This is a genomic window from Bacillus sp. AY18-3, assembly GCF_008042305.1.
Classification (GTDB): Bacteria; Bacillota; Bacilli; order Bacillales; family Bacillaceae_G; genus Bacillus_A; species Bacillus_A wiedmannii.
Window position 1 is genome coordinate 12,380 of the sequence record NZ_QKQR01000028.1, and the last position, 16,383, is coordinate 28,762.

The following is a 16,383-nucleotide window of genomic DNA, read 5'->3' on the forward strand; positions in this document are numbered from 1 at the left end:
AAGGATGAGTGGGATGAAAGTAAATAAAGCTTTAACAATTGCAGGATCTGATAGTGGCGGCGGTGCCGGCATTCAAGCAGATTTAAAAACATTCCAAGAGCTTGGTGTGTATGGGATGACGGCTATTACGGCAATTACTGCTCAAAACACGCTTGGCGTTCAAGGGGTATATCCAGTTTCGTTAGAAGGTATTACGGAACAGTTGAATTCAATTGGTACGGATTTAACACCAGATGCTGTGAAACTAGGAATGTTATTTAGCAGCGAAATTATTCAAATTGTAGCAGAACATATTAATAAATTTGGCTGGAATAATATTGTACTAGATCCTGTTATGATTGCTAAGGGCGGTGCATCATTATTACAACAAGAAGCAGTACAAGCATTAAAAGAATATTTATTACCAGTAGCAACGGTTGTAACACCGAACGTGCCTGAAGCAGAAGTGTTAACTGGAATGGAGATTCATAATATTGAAGATAGTAAGGAAGCTGCGAAAGTACTGCATGAATTGGGTGCAAAATATGTGCTTATGAAGGGCGGACATGCAGAGTATCAAGGTAATGAAGTAGTTGATTTACTCTTTAATGGTGAGCAGTTTATCGAATTTAAAAGTGAAAGAATTCCTTCAAAGCAAACGCATGGAAGCGGGTGTACATTTGCTTCAGCGGTTACAGCAGGGCTTGCGAAAGGATACTCAATTGAAGAGGCAGTTCAAGAAGCAAAACAATTTATTAGTATAGCAATTGAAGAGCCGCTGCATATTGGAAGTGGTCATGGACCGACGAATCATTTTGCATATAAAGTGAATAAAACGCGTGTATAAGTAAGTGGAAAGTCAGTTTTGTAACTGGCTTTTTTTCTGTTTACTTTTTCCAAATACAGGAGTAATATATCAGCCAGAATATATTTTTTGTAATACGCTGAGTCCAATTATATGGAGCGGAGGAACCAACTTGTGCAGTGTCACTAGGGGTGAATCTTTCAGTTTTGAAAGTAGGGCTACTCTCAAAGTCCGAATCCGACAGCTAACTTCGTAAGCGTCTTGAGAGAGGACGGTGCCATGATGGATACATCACTTCATCGATCTGATTAGTATAGGGGAATATCAATCTATGTTTGAGTTCTTTTATGCTAAGGAGGATGAGGTATATGGAATTAACACTTATTTGTGTTGGGGAAGAAAGCAAGGTAAATAGTTTAAGAGATTTAGTAGCATTTCAACATGAGTTAATTATTTTTACAGCAAATGAAGAGATAGCTGCTGAAGTTAGGAATTGTGGGTTTGATTGGACTTATAGCTGTAGTAAGGCACAAGATTTTACTAGTATTTGTGAGTGTATTAAGAAGGTGATTTTACTAGGGGATGAGCTTCCAATCATTAGTTTCTTCACAGAACACATTCGCTTTTCTTTTCAAGCACCTATTACTGTTGTTACAAAGAATAAACGATATCCAACGAGGCTCTATGAAACAATTGGAGCTACATTTGTCGTGTTTACGAATTGTGATAATATTTCTTTTTTATTTTTTGAATAGGGCGGGGGAAAAAGATGAAGGTGTTGTTACTAGGAGATATAGCGAATCGTTGGGCGGTATCAGTAGAACGAGTTCAAGAATTGGTGGTGCTTGATCCCATTTTTCCGAGGCCCTATATCATATTGCCATCGAAAGATGCTTTATATTTAAAAACAGATGTTATCGAATATGAGCAGCTACATGCAGAATTGTTACAAGTTTATATTCGTGGGAGAAATTTGCGCGCGTTTTTGCGTAGAGAATAAATAGTGAAAAAAAAGAGCGAATGCTAAGTGCAACAAGCTATGCACTTCATGTCATTCGCTCTTTTTGTTTCGTATTTAAAAGATCATTTCTGTGAAAAAGAAAGAAAAGACGAGAAAACAGATGAAATAATATTAATAACACTCAATGTAAGCGTTTAAATAGATGGATATTTTCTTATTTTAAGTAATTTGACTCTTTACAAGTTAAATATAGAGGAGTATATTTACTCTCATAAATCATTCATAAAATTTCCAAAAAAACCTAAAATCGCTGAGTTCCAGAAATGGAGCGGGGGAACCAATTTTGTGCATCGTCACTTGGGGTGAATCTTTCAGTTTTGAAAGTAGGGCTACTCTTTAGGCCCGAATCCGACAGCTAACCTCGTAAGCGTTTAGAGAGGAGGTTTACTTTGTGTTGTTCATTTCGAACACTAAGTAGAGCTTAGTGTTCTTTTTTTGATAATTTAATGGTAAATTTTTACAGTAGGGAGAGGGGTAGCTATGTTAGATGTTGTAATGATCGGGATTTTTGTTGTGTTAGTCGCATCGATGGTAAGTCTTGCAAGTTGGTCAGATAAAGTTGTGAAAGAAGGGAAGCAATCATGACGGTTGCCTTATCGGTTATTGTTGCAGCAATTACTGTGTACTTAGTGTATGCATTATTAAATCCAGAAAAGTTTTAATTAGGGGGAATCATTCATTATGATTTGGGTCGCAGTTGTTATTACAATGCTGTTGTTTATTCTTGTGGCAAAGCCAATGGGGATTTATTTAGAGAAAGCCTTTCAAGGTAGTAAAAAGTTAGATAAAGTATTCGGGCCTTTTGAAAAACTTATTTTTAAAATTACGGGTGTAAAAGAATACAATCAAACGTGGCAACAGTACGCATTGTCATTAGTTTTATTAAATGGATTTATGATTGTTGTCGTATATTTCATTTTCAGACTACAAGGAGTATTGCCATTAAATCCAGCGCATATTGAAGGGATGGAGCCTACGCTTGCTTTTAATACAGCAATTAGTTTTATGGCTGATACAAACTTACAGCATTATAGCGGTGAAAATGGTTTATCTTATTTATCACAATTAATCGGAATTACATTTTTAATGTTTGCAGCACCAGCAACGACTTTAGCACTTGTAATGGCGTTTATAAGAGGGCTTGCTGGGAAGGAACTCGGTAACTTTTTCATTGATTTTACGAGAGCTTTAACGAGAGTATTTCTTCCTATTGCGTTTGTTGCAGCGCTAATCTTTGTCGCACTTGGTGTACCACAAACGTTAGACGGGGCAGTTACAGCACAAACAATTGATGGGGCAAAGCAAAGTATATTACGTGGGCCTGTTGCATCATTCGTGTCCATTAAGGAACTCGGAAATAACGGCGGTGGATTTTTCGGAGCAAACTCTACACATCCTTTCGAAAATCCAGGGCAAATGAGTAATATTTTACAAATGATGCTTATGATGTTATTGCCAACAGCACTTCCATTTACGTACGGACGAATGGTAGGAAATAAAAAACAAGGTCGTATCCTTTTCGTATCACTATTCATGGTGTTTTTACTAGGATTTATAACGATTACTACATCTGAATTACATGGGAATCCAGCGTTAAATGGAATGGGCATCGAACATGTACAAGGGAGTACAGAAGGAAAAGAAGTACGATTTGGAACAGTATTTTCTTCCCTATACGCAACAGTGACGACAGCTGCTGAAACAGGAGCCGTTAATACGATGCATGATACGTTAACACCAATTGGCGGGTTAGTACCACTCGTAAATATGATGTTAAACACAGTGTACGGCGGCGTTGGGGCAGGTTTTGTGAACATTATTATGTATGCGATTATCGCAGTCTTTATATCTGGATTGATGGTTGGACGGACACCAGAGTTTTTAGGTAAGAAAATTGAAGGTAAGGAAATGAAATTAATTGCGGTAACGATACTATTTCATCCACTGCTTATTTTAGGGTTTTCAGCATTAGCTCTTTCAACAAGTTTAGGAACGGATGCCATTTCTCATTCTGGTTTCCACGGTTTAACGCAAGTGGTATATGAATACACATCGTCAGCTGCGAATAACGGATCCGGATTTGAAGGGTTAGCGGATAATACACCGTTTTGGAATATTACAACTGGCTTAGTTATGTTTTTAGGGCGCTATTTCAGTTTAATTACGATGCTAGCTGTTGCAGCTTCATTGAAAGAAAAGACGGTAGTACCAGAAACAGTCGGAACGTTCCGTACGGATAATAGTTTATTTGGCGGCATTTTCATCGGAACAATTGTAATTGTCGGTGCATTAACATTCTTCCCGATGTTAGTACTCGGCCCAATTGCAGAATTTCTTACATTGAAGTAATGGAGGGTAAATGATGAGACCGGTAGTAGTAAAAGAAAAGAGAGTAAATGAGTCACAAATACATGCTGTAGAAGATGAAGTTAGACAAGCGAAAACGATGGATCGTGATATCGTGAAACATGCGATGAAACAATCCTTTGCGAAATTGAATCCGAAAGTCATGATAAAGAATCCGATTATGTTTGTTGTAGAAATTGGATTTATCATTACGTTCATTTTATCGTTTCTTCCAAGTCGTTCTAGTAGTGTACCAGGATGGTTTAATATAACAGTTTCTCTCATTCTATTATTTACAGTTTTATTTGCTAACTTTGCAGAAGCGTTAGCGGAAGGACGGGGGAAAGCTCAAGCCGATTCTTTAAAACAGTCGAAGAAAGATGTGTTTGCAAATGTTGTAAAAGAAAATGGAGACATTGTTCAAGTTTCAGCAACTGATCTAAGAAAAGATGATGTTGTTATTGTAAAACAAGGAGAAATGATTCCGAGTGATGGGGAAGTAATTAAAGGATTAGCGTCTGTTGATGAATCTGCGATTACAGGGGAATCAGCTCCTGTAATAAAAGAAGCGGGCGGCGATTTTTGTTCCGTAACAGGCGGGACGATGGTCGTCAGTGATGAGATTACAATTGTCATTACGAGTAATCCTGGTGAATCATTTATTGATAAAATGATTTCGTTAGTAGAAGGAGCTGCTCGTCAAAAAACGCCGAATGAGATTGCTTTAAATACAGTATTAACGAGTTTAACGCTTATTTTCTTAATCGTTGTTGTGACGTTGCCGATTTTTACAAACTATTTAGGGTTTCAAATTGATACAGCTGTACTTGTAGCGTTGTTAGTTTGTTTAATTCCAACGACAATTGGTGGTTTATTATCAGCAATTGGTATTGCTGGGATGGACCGCGTGACAAAGTTCAATGTGTTAGCGATGTCGGGTAAAGCAGTAGAAGCTGCGGGTGATATTAATACAATCATTTTAGATAAAACAGGGACGATTACTTTCGGGAACCGAATGGCTCATACATTGCTTCCTGTAGGAAATGAAACGATTGAGCAAGTAGGAAAATGGGCTGCGATTAGTTCAGTTTTAGATGAAACACCAGAAGGTCGATCGGTTATAGAATATGTAAAAATGAAATCTATATCATATAATCGAGAAATTGCAGAACAAGGTGAGTTTGTTCCGTTTAAAGCAGAAACGAGAATGAGTGGTGTCGATTTACAGGACGGAACGAAAGTGAGAAAAGGTGCTGTAGGTAGCGTAATTGAATGGGTTAGGTCACAAGGTGGAACGATTCCGAAAGATGTAAATCAAAAAGCAGATTCCATTTCCAAAGAGGGCGGGACACCACTTGTAGTTGCAGTGGATAATCGTATTTACGGTTTAATTTATTTAAAGGATACAGTAAAGCCAGGTATGCGTGAGCGTTTTGAGCAATTGCGTCAAATGGGGATTAAAACGGTTATGTGTACAGGTGATAACCCGTTAACAGCAGCAACGATTGCAAAAGAAGCAGGGGTAGATGAGTTTGTTGCTGAGTGTAAGCCAGAAGATAAAATTGCGGTTATTAAAGCAGAGCAAGATAAAGGGAAACTTGTAGCGATGACGGGTGATGGTACAAATGATGCGCCGGCATTAGCACAGGCTGACGTTGGATTAGCGATGAATAGTGGTACGACAGCTGCGAAAGAAGCAGCGAATATGATTGATTTAGATTCGAACCCGACAAAAATTATTGAGGTTGTAGGGATTGGTAAGCAATTGTTAATGACGCGTGGTGCGTTAACGACGTTTAGTATTGCGAATGATATCGCAAAATATTTTGCAATCATTCCAGCAATGTTTACACTTGCGATTCCGCAAATGGAAGCATTAAACATTATGAAACTAACATCACCACTGTCAGCGATTTTATCAGCATTAATATTTAATGCAGTTATTATTCCATTACTCATTCCATTAGCGATGAAAGGTATCGCATATAAACCGATGAGTTCGAATGCACTACTTAGCCGAAACCTACTTATTTATGGACTTGGCGGGGTTATTGTACCGTTCATTGGAATTAAAGTAATTGATATAATTGTCGGCTTGTTCATATAAGGGAGAGGGGAAAAAGATGGCGAAGAAACAAAGTATACTATCATCGATTGTCCGTATTACTTTTACATTTTTAGTGTTGTGCGGCCTTGTATACCCGCTTATTGTAACTGGTATTGCACAAGCGGTAATGAAGGATAATGCGGATGGAAGTCTAATATATAATGATAAAAATGAAGTGATTGGTTCTAAATTAATCGGTCAAAATTTCACAGATCCACGTTATTTTCATGGGCGTGTTTCTAGTATTGAATATAAGGCAGAAGCATCTGGTTCAAATAACTATGCACCGTCTAATCCAGATTTAGAGAAACGAGTAGAGAAAAGTATTGAAGAGTGGAAGAAACAAAACCGGGCTGTTCCGGTAACAGAAGTGCCGATTGATCTAGTGACGAATTCAGGTTCAGGGCTAGATCCTGATATTAGTTCGCAGGCAGCTTCTGTGCAGGTGGATCGTATCTCTAAATTAACGAATATTCCAAAAGAAAAGCTAAATCAGTTGATTAAAAATCAAACAGAAGGTGCTGCACTTGGCTTATTTGGAGAGAACCGCGTAAACGTTTTAAAGTTAAATTTAGAATTGCAGAAACTACTGAAATAGTAACAGTGCTACCTCAATCTAACGGATTGAGGTAGTGTTGTTTCGAAAGAAAGGTTGTGAGTGTGTTGTATGCGGATGACTATAAACCAACGTTTCAAAGGCGAACACCAGAAGAGTATTTAGAATATATTCGTCAGCAAAACCGCGGGAAGTTAAAGCTATACGTAGGAGCGGCTCCAGGAGTAGGGAAAAGTTATAAAATGCTACTTGATGCTAGAGAGATGAAAAAGGACGGTATGGATATTGTAATTGGTTTAATTGAAACGCATGGAAGAAAAGAGACAGAAGACGCAATTGCTGATTTAGAAAAGGTTCCTTTAAAAGAAATAGATTATAAAGAGAAAGTGTTTTATGAACTCGATGTAGAAGGAATTATAAAACGTGCACCACAAGTAGTTGTTGTGGATGAACTTGCGCATAGTAATATTCCTGGATCTAAAAATAAGAAACGTTATATGGATGTACAGGAATTGCTAGACGCTGGTATATCCGTATTATCAGCGTTTAATATTCAACATTTAGAAAGCGTACATGACATTGTAGCTCAAATTACAAATGTTAAAGTGCGAGAACGTATTCCAGATTTTATTTTACAAAAAGCAAATGAAATTCAGCTCGTTGATGCAACCCCAGAAGTATTAAGGAAGAGATTAATAGACGGGAAGATATATAAGGAAGAAAAAATAGAGCAAAGCTTACAAAATTTCTTCACGCTTAATAATTTAGGGGCACTAAGAGAATTATCACTTCGGGAAGTTGCCGATGATATGGACGAGAAAATTAGCCAAACCGTTATAGAACCGATTGGTGTGAAAGAAAAAATTCTCGTTTGTGTACAATACAGTTCAACAGCAGAGAAGTTAATACGAAGAGGTTGGCGTATGGCGGATCGGTTAAATGCTGAATTGTATGTATTAAATGTTGAAAGGGAAAATATAGAGTCCCTTTCAGCAGGGAAAAAGCAAACGATTGAAGAGTGGAAGTTGCTAACGAATCAATTTGATGCGAGTTTTGTTTTAGAAGAGGCAAAAGGAAGAAAGCCAGCGGGTGTTATTATTGAAGTCGCGAAAAGGCTACAAGTAACGCAAATTTTACTCGGACAATCAGCAAGAACAAGATGGGAAGAAATTCGAAAAGGTTCAATTGTAAATGAAATTATGAGGCAAACGAAGTATATTGATATTCATATTGTTGCGGATCAAAGAGTTTAGAATAGAGACCATTTGTAGGTCTCTATTTTGCTTTTTGTGTGGCAGGGAAGCGTAGCAGTTTCATCGCATATAAGATTATGAGTAGAAACATAATTGCACCTATGAAGAAAATCCAAAATTAATTTTGATTAAATAAAAGAAATCCACCTACAAGTGGTCCTGTTCCCATACCGAGATAGCGAATAAAGTTGTACATACCGATAGCAGTTGCGCGTTCTTGTACGAATTCTTCTGTTAATAAAGTAGTGTGAGTTGGCATAGAAAGTCCCATACTAAAACCATATAAAGATGTAACGATAATGATGAATGAGATATTGATGCTATATGTGAAAGAGAATAAAGTGACACATATAATATTGAAGAAACTAGTGATGAATAAAGCTTGCTTTGTTGTGAGGCGTTTTTGCAAAAGCTTGTAGCAATAACTTCCTAACATAATAGAAAGGGACATCGGTACAAATATAAGACCAATTTCACTTGCAGTTAAGTGAAATAAATTTGTTAAAATGCTCGGTAAAAAAATGAGGAAGCAAAAATAAATACAAAATTGAATAAAGCCAATAAGAGTAATAGAAAATCCAGTTTGATTTTTTAAGATAAACCAGTAATTCTTTTTTGCTTGTGGTTGCTTAATTACAGTGGGTTTTGTTTCTGGAAGTAGTGAAATGTTTATAATTAATAAGAGAATGCCAAGTGTAGATAAAAACAAAAATACGTATAAATGGCCATTTATACTGCCGAGATAACCACCTATAAGAGGGCCAATTGCAGGTGCGAGAGCAAGTAACATTTGATACAGGCTCATCGCTTCTCCGCGTTCTTTTCCTTCAAATAAATCACCGATAATCGTTGCTGCAACTACAGGTATAGCCGCTATTCCTATTGCTTGAACAGCTCTAAAAAATAGAAATAAATAAACGTTCGCCGAAAAAGCATATCCGATTGAACCAATTGTACTAATGATTAAACTAGGGATAAGGATAGATTTTCTCCCTTTTGTATCAATTAAAGGTCCATATATGAGCTGCATAATTGCAAGAACGAATGTGAATAGTGAAACTGTTAAATTTACTAGATAAAGAGAAGTGTGAAAAGAAGCTTGAATCATAGGCAAGATAGGTGTGTAAATATTTTGAGCGAAGGAACCGAGTAAGGCACTCATACAGACAACGTATAAAATGAAATGTAGTTTGGATTTTTTCATTATGTTAACCTCCTTGTAATTTAGTTTCCTAGGAAACTAAATTTATTTTAACATGTTTTTCTCACTTGTAAATATGAAAAAATGATTTTAAAATGGTATATAGTTAAATTGTTTCTTTGGAAACTTAGGGGGCGAACGGATTGGATCATGCAACGAAACAAATGGAAATACTTTCGGACATTCGTACACTTTTGCATAAAAAAGAAGAACATTTGAAAGGGCAAAATGAGAAGTTTCTTCGTGAGACAGGTATAAGTGGTATGTCTTTATCTGAACTACATGTGATCGAGTGTATCGGAAAAAATGCTCTGATGAATGTAACTGCTATTACGACAGAAATGGGAATGACGAAGGGTGCAATCTCTAAAATTTGTACAAAGTTGTTTCAAAAGCAATTCGTTGAGAAGATGCAAATGTTAGATAATCAAAAAGAAATTTTCTTCCGCTTAACGGAAAGCGGAAATGAAATATATAAAGCTCATGATAAATTGCATAAACAAGCTGAAGAAAAGTGGCTATTACTTTTAGATGGATATACGAAAGAAGAACAAGATTTTATTCAAAGGTTTATAAAGGATGTCTCCGGTCATTTGGAAATATAATTGGAAGAAAAAACTCCTTTATTTCAAGACTTTTGAATATAATTTCTAAAAGAACTCATATATAATAGAAAAAGATACTTAACATGGTGAATAATTAAAGAGTCAATATATAAAGAGGAGAGAATAACATGCTTGAAAATACGGGGTTAGTATTAGAAGGCGGCGGTATGCGTGGTGTATATACGGGCGGGATATTAGAATACTTTATGGAACAAGATTTATATTTTCCATATGTAATTGGTGTATCAGCTGGTGCTTGTCATGCAGCGTCGTATCTTTCCAGACAAAGAAATAGAAATAAAACGGTCAATATTGATTATGCATCACACCCACAATATTTATCGTATAAAAATTTATGGAGAAAACGCCAATTGTTTGATATGGAGTTCATTTTTCATGAAATTCCAGAAAAACATGTCCCGTTTGATTTTGAAACATATTTTAATAGCCCAGAGCGTTTCCTTGTAGGAACAACAGATTGTGAAACAGGACAGTCTGTTTATTTTGAAAAAGAAGGAACGAATGATGATGCACTAAATTTATTACAAGCATCTAGTTCATTACCTTTCATTGCACCTGTAGTAAATTACCGTGGTAAGCAGTTATTAGATGGTGGGATTTCTGATCCAATTCCAGTTCGTAAAGCACAGGAAGATGGGTTTAAAAAATCAGTCGTTATTTTAACGAGAAATCATGGTTACGCGAAGAAAAAGTCAAAGTTTGGATGGGTGGCAGCGAAAGCATATAAAAAATATCCGAACCTTGTGAACACGATGTTGAATCGTTATGAAGTATATAATGAAACACTTCACTACATTGAAAAAGAAGAGCAAGCCGGGAATTTATTTGTTATTCGCCCAGAAGTGCCGCTTCAAGTAGATCGTATGGAAAAAGATACAGCAAAACTACAAAATCTATATGAGCAAGGCTATGAAGATGCAAAGAGACAGTTTGCAGATTTACAGTCGTTTTTACAAAAATAAGTATTAGACTGCGGGGAAGAGTTTCTCCGCAGTCTTTTTTGTATTGCTCGCTTATCCGTTACTTTTTAAAAATGTATGAATGTTTAAGTGTTTAAAGAGTTTGTAAAACATATGGGTGTCTTATTGAGGAGAATTTACTTGAGAGGTATTATGACGATGTAGCGCTACAAAAAAACTATTTAATTTACGAGGTGATTGTTAATGAAGGGAAAGTTTTTTTCGATTACGACTTTAGTATTATTAGCAACATCAATCTCAACAAGTGCATTCTATCCAACTCTAAGCGGTCACATAAGCGGTAACCCACTATCTTACTGAGCTCAAACAACTACGAATCAAAATGCATCTCGTTGTTCAGTAGCAATTTCTTTTATTAATTCAAATGGAAATAATTCATATATTGAAAGCGCTTCGGATAAATTAGGATCCCATGAATCTGGAAGAGCATTAAACGCAACTGTGAGTAATGGTGCATATAACGCCTTTGGTGCAAAAGGACTATACTCTGAGCATTATGCTAATGAGAATAATGGCTATCAAGAAGATACACACAAAGGTACTTTTACTTCTTGCATTGAAAGTAGTTCGTTGGATTGTTACAAATGGAAAGTAGCGCATCGAAATTCGATACGCTACTTTTTACGTATAAAAAAATCCCTCTTTATGAGGGATTTTAATGTGGTAAGAAAATTAATTGATAAGCGAACAAGATTCCGAATACATACACAAGTGGGTGAACAGAACGGAATTTACCTTTTGCCACTTTCATAAGTGGGTATGAAATAAATCCAAGTGCGATACCTGTTGCGATACTTGATGTAAGTGGCATGCTTAATATTACTAAGAATGCTGGGAATGCTTCATCAAATGCGTCCCAATCGATGTGGCGAACTGATCCCATCATAAGACTACCAACGATAATTAATGATGGTGCAGTAATAGCTGATACGCCAGAAACAGCACTTACTAATGGTCCGAAGAATGCTGCTAGTACAAATAGAACAGCTACTGTAACAGTTGTTAAACCAGTACGACCACCAGCTGCAACACCAGCAGATGATTCAATGTAAGCTGTTGATGGTGTTGTTCCGAACATAGAACCGATTGTTGCTGAGAATGAGTCAGATAGAAGAGCTCGTCCAGCTTTTGGAAGCTTTCCATCTTTCATAAATCCACCTTGTTGAGCAACTCCAAGTAATGTACCTGTTGTATCGAATAATGTAACAAGGAAGAATGAAAATACAACGCCGTACAATCCGTAGTTAATTACATCAGATACAGCAGTAATTGGATTGGAAACGATGATTCCTTCTGGTAATCCAGGCATTGATGTAACGCCGTTTGAGAACGATAATTGTCCTGTGAAGTAAGCGATAATACCAGTTAATAGCATGCCGATAAATAGTGCACCATTTACATTTAAAGACATAAGGACAATTGTAATTCCAAGTCCAGCTAATGCTAGTAGTACTGGAGCAGAGTGAAGATCACCAAGTCCAACTAAGTTTGCTTCATTTTTTGTAACGATACCTGTTAAACGTAAACCGATAAAGGCGATGAAAAGACCGATACCAGCAGTAATTGCATGTTTTAAGTTTTCAGGAATTGCTTCCATTAATTTTGTACGGAAAGATGTGAATGATAACAAAATTAAAATCATACCTGCTACGAATACAGCAGAGAATGCAATTGCGAAAGTCATGCCTTCATGAGCTTTTACAACAGAGTAAGAGAAGTAAGCATTTAATCCCATACCTGGTGCGATTGCGATTGGTAAGTTTGTAAAGATTGCCATAAATAATGTTCCGACAACAGCAGCGATAATTGTTGCTGTAAATGCTTGTTCAAATGGAACACCTGCATCCCCAAGGATGACAGGGTTTACGACAATGATATATGCCATTGTTAAGAAGGTAATAATACCTGCCATAATTTCAGTTTTAATAGAAGTTTTATGTTTTGAAAGGTTAAACATATAAACATCCTTTCTGTTTACGAATAATTTTCACAACAGTTATATATAATATTCGTTTTTTAACTATTTTGCAATAGTTTTGCATAAAAAGTTTACAACAATTCATATTTTGTGTCTTAAATTCGAATATTAATCGTAAAACGATGTGTGAATTTCAGTTTTTATTGTGCGCATATTATAAGGAAAAGGAGTTGAAAGAAGATATGCCGCAGCAAAAAAACTTTGTAACAATGCCAGCGCAACATCAAAATAAACAACCTGGTATTGAATCCTTAATGAATCCTCTACCACAGTGCGAGGACCCAAATTATAAAGGAAGCGAAAAGTTAAAAGGAAAAAATATATTAATTACAGGAGGAGATAGTGGGATTGGACGCGCAGTTTCCATCGCTTTTGCGAAAGAGGGAGCAAATATTGCGATTGCGTATTTAGATGAGGAGGAAGATGCAAATGAGACGAAACAATATGTTGAGAAAGAGGGGGGGAAATGTGTATTGTTGCCGGGTGATTTAAGTAATGAACAGCATTGTAAAGATATTGTAGAAGAGACCGTTCGGCAGCTAGGTAGTTTGAATGTTTTAGTAAATAATGTCGCGCAGCAATATCCGCAGCAAGGGCTAGAGTATATTACAGCAGAACAGCTAGAAAAGACTTTTCGTATTAATATTTTTTCTTATTTTCACGTTACGAAAGAAGCACTTTCTCATTTAAAGCAAGGGGATGTCATTATAAATACGGCGTCTATCGTTGCGTATGAAGGAAATGAAACTTTAATTGATTATTCCGCAACGAAAGGAGCAATCGTAGCTTTTACAAGATCGCTTTCTCAATCGTTAGTGCAAAGAGGGATTCGTGTAAATGGTGTTGCGCCGGGACCAATTTGGACACCACTTATCCCATCGAGTTTTGATGAGAAGAAAGTCTCTCAGTTTGGAAGCAATGTCCCGATGCAAAGACCTGGTCAACCATATGAACTAGCGCCAGCATATGTATACTTAGCGTCTGATGATTCATCCTATGTTACCGGACAAATGATGCATGTAAATGGAGGCGTTATTGTAAATGGATAGTTTTCATTGATAAGAGCAAAGTAAAGTTAATTCCACTAATTATATTAAGCGCTAGGGGAGGGATATAGATGAAAAAATTATATTTCGTCATACTATTATTTTTCATCCTACCGGTTAGTGCTTTTGCTGATACAGATCATTTAATATTAGTGAATCTTACGACAAACCAGTTGTCTTTTTTTGAAAATGGAAATTATACAAAAACATTCCCCGTAACAACTGGAAGAGATCGTACACCTACGCCTGAAGGTAATTTTTGTATTATAACTAAATTTAAAAATAAAGAATACCATCGAAAAAAAATAGCTGGTGGTGCACCGAATAATCCTCTCGGTACGCGTTGGTTAGGTTTAGATAAAAAGGAGTATGCGATTCATGGAACAAATCGGGAATGGACGATTGGAAGCCGGGAGTCGAATGGCTGTATTCGCATGCATGACCGGGATATACAATGGTTATATGATCGGGTGCAATTACAGACGAAAGTAATCATTTCTCGTTTTCATATGAGCCCCGAATATGAAGCGAATAAGCTTGGTTACCGCGTTGTGAGCTGGAATGGTCGTAAAGTAGAAGAAGAGCAAATTGGCATGCTTACGTTAGTAGACCGTGCTGATATATATTGGCAAGAACCAAATGGGCAGTTAACGAAAGTGAAAACGGTATTGCCGAACGAAAGATATGCAGTGTACTCAAAACGAAAAGATGGAATATATTATATAGGAAACAATTTGTATATTGTGGATGAAACAGGAGAAAAAATTCGTTATGAGCAAATTCCTGCCTCGACTTTAAGTAATATATATAAACGGAAATATAATGTTCCATAATGGCTACCGTATTACAGACGGTAGCTTATTTCTACTTCGAGTTTAACTGCAACTATTGTATTTTGATGAATATAATACAGTACAGATAGGGGGCGGTTACATTATGAAAAGTGAATTTGCTTTTAAAGTTTTCTTAGTAACGACCTGTTTATTTATCGTGTACTTGTATGCGTTTCTCGTCTTTTCTTTTTATGTTCCATATTTTGATTTAATATTATTTTTCGGATTTATTTGGGCATTTGTGAAAGCGAGAGAAGGAGAGAAGAGTATATATCGGCGCATTACCTTATGTGGGACAGTTGTTCTCGTTATTTTGTACTTTTTTATCATGCATGATTTTTGGAGAGGAATGTAAAAAAAGCATACGAGTAATCGTATGCTTTTTATGTTTAATATTTTGGCTTAAATGTATGACAACAAGTTTCTACACTCGTTGCTACAGAACTTTCTAGCGTCTCGTTTGTTAAAACCGCACCTGTATACGAATCATTTGCATTCGAACCAGCCTCTTGTGCATCTGGTTGAACAACGATTGCACTTGCTTGACAAAAGTTACCTTGTCCCCAAAATGAGCAATTGGAAACAGAACATTTCACTTCTGGCATAAAACCCCCTCCTTATACATTAGTTTGGGATTTTACGCCCATTTCATGTGTAGAAGGAGTTTCCTTTTCGCATTATTTTTTCGTTTGCTCAAGCCATTCTTTTAATTTGTCTTTCGGTTGTTCACCACTAATACGGCTTACTTCTTTGCCATCTTTAAAGTGAATGATTGTTGGAGTTCCTTTAATTTTATATTCATCCCAAGGAGCATCTAGTTTTTCAATATCCATAACTTTCATATCAACGTTCAAGTCTTTAGCCATTGGTACTAAGACAGGAGATAGCTTTTGGCAATGAACGCAAGATGTTTGATAAAAGTATACTGTTTCTTCTTTTTTCTCTTTTAAATTCTTTTGAAGATCTGAAAGAGAGATTTTGTTTGTATAGTAGTCAGGGCCATTTGTCTTACTCTCAGTAGTATTATCAATTTTTTGGCTAGTAGCATTTTTTTCTTCCATTTGTGTGACAGCGAAAATTGCTGCAAACAAGGCGATAATAATACCACCAAATATAAGCATTTTTTTCATTGTTTCATCTCCTTATTTGTTTTTTATTGCAATAAAGCTACATACAGCGATTGTAATAAAGCCGATAAGTGCTAAAAACGGGATTGTAATAAAACCAAACCAGTTTATGAATTCTCCGGTGCAAGGTACACGGCCGCAAGCTGCTCCAGCAGCTGAAAATGCTGCAACTTTTTGAATTGCGTAGTGATATAAAGAAATACAAGCACCGATACTTGCAATTGGTAAAGAATAACTTGCGATGCGATAATCTTTCTTTGCTACAGCGATACCAAGCCATAAAACGAATGGATACATAAAAATACGTTGATACCAACAAAGTACACAAGGCTCAAATTTCATGATTTCGGAAAAATACAGACTTCCTAGTGTAGCGACAAAAGAAGCTCCCCATGCGGTAAGTAAAGCATATTCTTGCTTTTTTTCTCGTCTCATATTTTATACCTCTCTTATAATAGTTACATACTAAATTATAGTATGAAGTGGCACAGAAAAGAAAGAAAAAATATGTTTATCAATAAAAGT

The 16,383-nt window shown here is 36.4% G+C and carries 18 protein-coding genes, 2 pseudogenes and 2 riboswitches; of the genes and pseudogenes, 15 read left to right on the plus strand and 5 right to left on the minus strand.

Going from position 1 to position 16,383, the window contains the following annotated elements:
* Positions 1-4: 4 nt before the first annotated feature.
* The 9 genes from thiD (at position 5) to kdpDN (ending at position 8,067) form a co-directional block, all read left to right on the plus strand.
* Positions 5-826, plus strand: a complete 822-nt coding sequence (thiD, locus tag DM800_RS22065) for a bifunctional hydroxymethylpyrimidine kinase/phosphomethylpyrimidine kinase (RefSeq protein WP_002006945.1) — start codon at positions 5-7, stop codon at positions 824-826.
* Positions 827-911: 85 nt separating this feature from the next.
* Positions 912-1,059: riboswitch (cyclic di-AMP (ydaO/yuaA leader) on the plus strand.
* 93 nt (positions 1,060-1,152) lie between these two features.
* Positions 1,153-1,539, plus strand: coding sequence for a hypothetical protein (locus DM800_RS22070; RefSeq protein ID WP_000424084.1), 387 nt, complete (start codon positions 1,153-1,155; stop codon positions 1,537-1,539).
* 14 nt (positions 1,540-1,553) lie between these two features.
* Positions 1,554-1,784, plus strand: coding sequence for a hypothetical protein (locus DM800_RS22075; protein ID WP_147787579.1), 231 nt, complete (start codon positions 1,554-1,556; stop codon positions 1,782-1,784).
* Between the two features lie 259 nt (positions 1,785-2,043).
* Positions 2,044-2,189, plus strand: a riboswitch (cyclic di-AMP (ydaO/yuaA leader).
* A 96-nt stretch (positions 2,190-2,285) separates the two neighbouring features.
* Complete coding sequence (locus DM800_RS22080; RefSeq protein ID WP_000887892.1) at positions 2,286-2,390, plus strand: SipW-dependent-type signal peptide-containing protein; 105 nt, start codon at positions 2,286-2,288, stop codon at positions 2,388-2,390.
* Complete coding sequence (kdpF, locus tag DM800_RS22085; RefSeq protein ID WP_000214976.1) at positions 2,387-2,467, plus strand: K(+)-transporting ATPase subunit F; 81 nt, start codon at positions 2,387-2,389, stop codon at positions 2,465-2,467. Before DM800_RS22080 ends, kdpF begins: the two co-directional genes overlap by 4 nt.
* Before the next feature lie 19 nt (positions 2,468-2,486).
* The gene (gene kdpA / locus DM800_RS22090) at positions 2,487-4,154 is read left to right on the plus strand and encodes a potassium-transporting ATPase subunit KdpA (RefSeq protein ID WP_147787580.1); all 1,668 of its coding nucleotides are present in this window, start codon (positions 2,487-2,489) and stop codon (positions 4,152-4,154) included.
* A gap of 13 nt (positions 4,155-4,167) precedes the next feature.
* Positions 4,168-6,258 (plus strand): potassium-transporting ATPase subunit KdpB, encoded by a 2,091-nt coding sequence (gene kdpB, locus DM800_RS22095; protein WP_141555594.1) that lies wholly within the window; start codon positions 4,168-4,170, stop codon positions 6,256-6,258.
* Positions 6,259-6,274: 16 nt separating this feature from the next.
* Positions 6,275-6,856, plus strand: coding sequence for a K(+)-transporting ATPase subunit C (gene kdpC / locus DM800_RS22100; protein WP_147787581.1), 582 nt, complete (start codon positions 6,275-6,277; stop codon positions 6,854-6,856).
* 56 nt (positions 6,857-6,912) lie between these two features.
* Positions 6,913-8,067 carry a KdpD-like non-kinase potassium sensor gene (gene kdpDN, locus DM800_RS22105; protein WP_147787582.1) on the plus strand — a complete coding sequence of 385 codons (1,155 nt, stop codon included), beginning with the start codon at positions 6,913-6,915 and terminating at the stop codon, positions 8,065-8,067.
* Between the two features lie 22 nt (positions 8,068-8,089).
* Here kdpDN and DM800_RS22110 read toward each other — a convergent pair.
* Positions 8,090-9,271: pseudogene (locus tag DM800_RS22110) on the minus strand (MFS transporter).
* Positions 9,272-9,411: 140 nt separating this feature from the next.
* Here DM800_RS22110 and DM800_RS22115 point away from each other — a divergent pair.
* From DM800_RS22115 to DM800_RS22125, 3 genes and pseudogenes are all read left to right on the plus strand, one after another.
* Positions 9,412-9,873 carry a MarR family transcriptional regulator gene (locus DM800_RS22115; protein ID WP_098857300.1) on the plus strand — a complete coding sequence of 154 codons (462 nt, stop codon included), beginning with the start codon at positions 9,412-9,414 and terminating at the stop codon, positions 9,871-9,873.
* Between the two features lie 128 nt (positions 9,874-10,001).
* Positions 10,002-10,856, plus strand: coding sequence for a patatin-like phospholipase family protein (locus DM800_RS22120; RefSeq protein ID WP_087985830.1), 855 nt, complete (start codon positions 10,002-10,004; stop codon positions 10,854-10,856).
* 201 nt (positions 10,857-11,057) lie between these two features.
* Positions 11,058-11,533 (plus strand): annotated as a pseudogene (locus DM800_RS22125) (hypothetical protein).
* Here DM800_RS22125 and DM800_RS22130 read toward each other — a convergent pair.
* Positions 11,530-12,831, minus strand: coding sequence for an NCS2 family permease (locus DM800_RS22130; RefSeq protein WP_147787583.1), 1,302 nt, complete (start codon positions 12,829-12,831; stop codon positions 11,530-11,532). The pseudogene DM800_RS22125 and the gene DM800_RS22130 sit on opposite strands and share 4 nt — an antisense overlap.
* A 203-nt stretch (positions 12,832-13,034) precedes the next feature.
* On the opposite strand from DM800_RS22130, the gene DM800_RS22135 reads away from it, so the two are divergent.
* The 3 genes from DM800_RS22135 (at position 13,035) to DM800_RS22145 (ending at position 15,086) form a co-directional block, all read left to right on the plus strand.
* Positions 13,035-13,901 carry an SDR family oxidoreductase gene (locus tag DM800_RS22135; RefSeq protein ID WP_147787584.1) on the plus strand — a complete coding sequence of 289 codons (867 nt, stop codon included), beginning with the start codon at positions 13,035-13,037 and terminating at the stop codon, positions 13,899-13,901.
* A 68-nt stretch (positions 13,902-13,969) separates the two neighbouring features.
* Entirely contained in the window at positions 13,970-14,731 is a 762-nt protein-coding gene (locus tag DM800_RS22140; RefSeq protein ID WP_147787585.1) for a L,D-transpeptidase, read from the plus strand.
* A 103-nt stretch (positions 14,732-14,834) separates the two neighbouring features.
* Positions 14,835-15,086, plus strand: coding sequence for a hypothetical protein (locus tag DM800_RS22145; RefSeq protein WP_088062008.1), 252 nt, complete (start codon positions 14,835-14,837; stop codon positions 15,084-15,086).
* A 34-nt stretch (positions 15,087-15,120) separates the two neighbouring features.
* Here the strand turns inward: DM800_RS22145 and DM800_RS22150 are convergent, their stop codons facing one another.
* The 3 genes from DM800_RS22150 to DM800_RS22160 all read right to left on the minus strand — a co-directional run bounded on the left by DM800_RS22150 (position 15,121) and on the right by DM800_RS22160 (position 16,293).
* The gene (locus tag DM800_RS22150; protein ID WP_088062010.1) at positions 15,121-15,336 is read right to left on the minus strand and encodes a DUF1540 domain-containing protein; all 216 of its coding nucleotides are present in this window, start codon (positions 15,334-15,336) and stop codon (positions 15,121-15,123) included.
* 72 nt (positions 15,337-15,408) lie between these two features.
* Positions 15,409-15,861, minus strand: a complete 453-nt coding sequence (locus tag DM800_RS22155) for a thioredoxin family protein (protein ID WP_147787586.1) — start codon at positions 15,859-15,861, stop codon at positions 15,409-15,411.
* Positions 15,862-15,873: 12 nt separating this feature from the next.
* Complete coding sequence (locus DM800_RS22160; protein WP_147787587.1) at positions 15,874-16,293, minus strand: disulfide formation protein C; 420 nt, start codon at positions 16,291-16,293, stop codon at positions 15,874-15,876.
* Positions 16,294-16,383 lie beyond the last annotated feature (90 nt).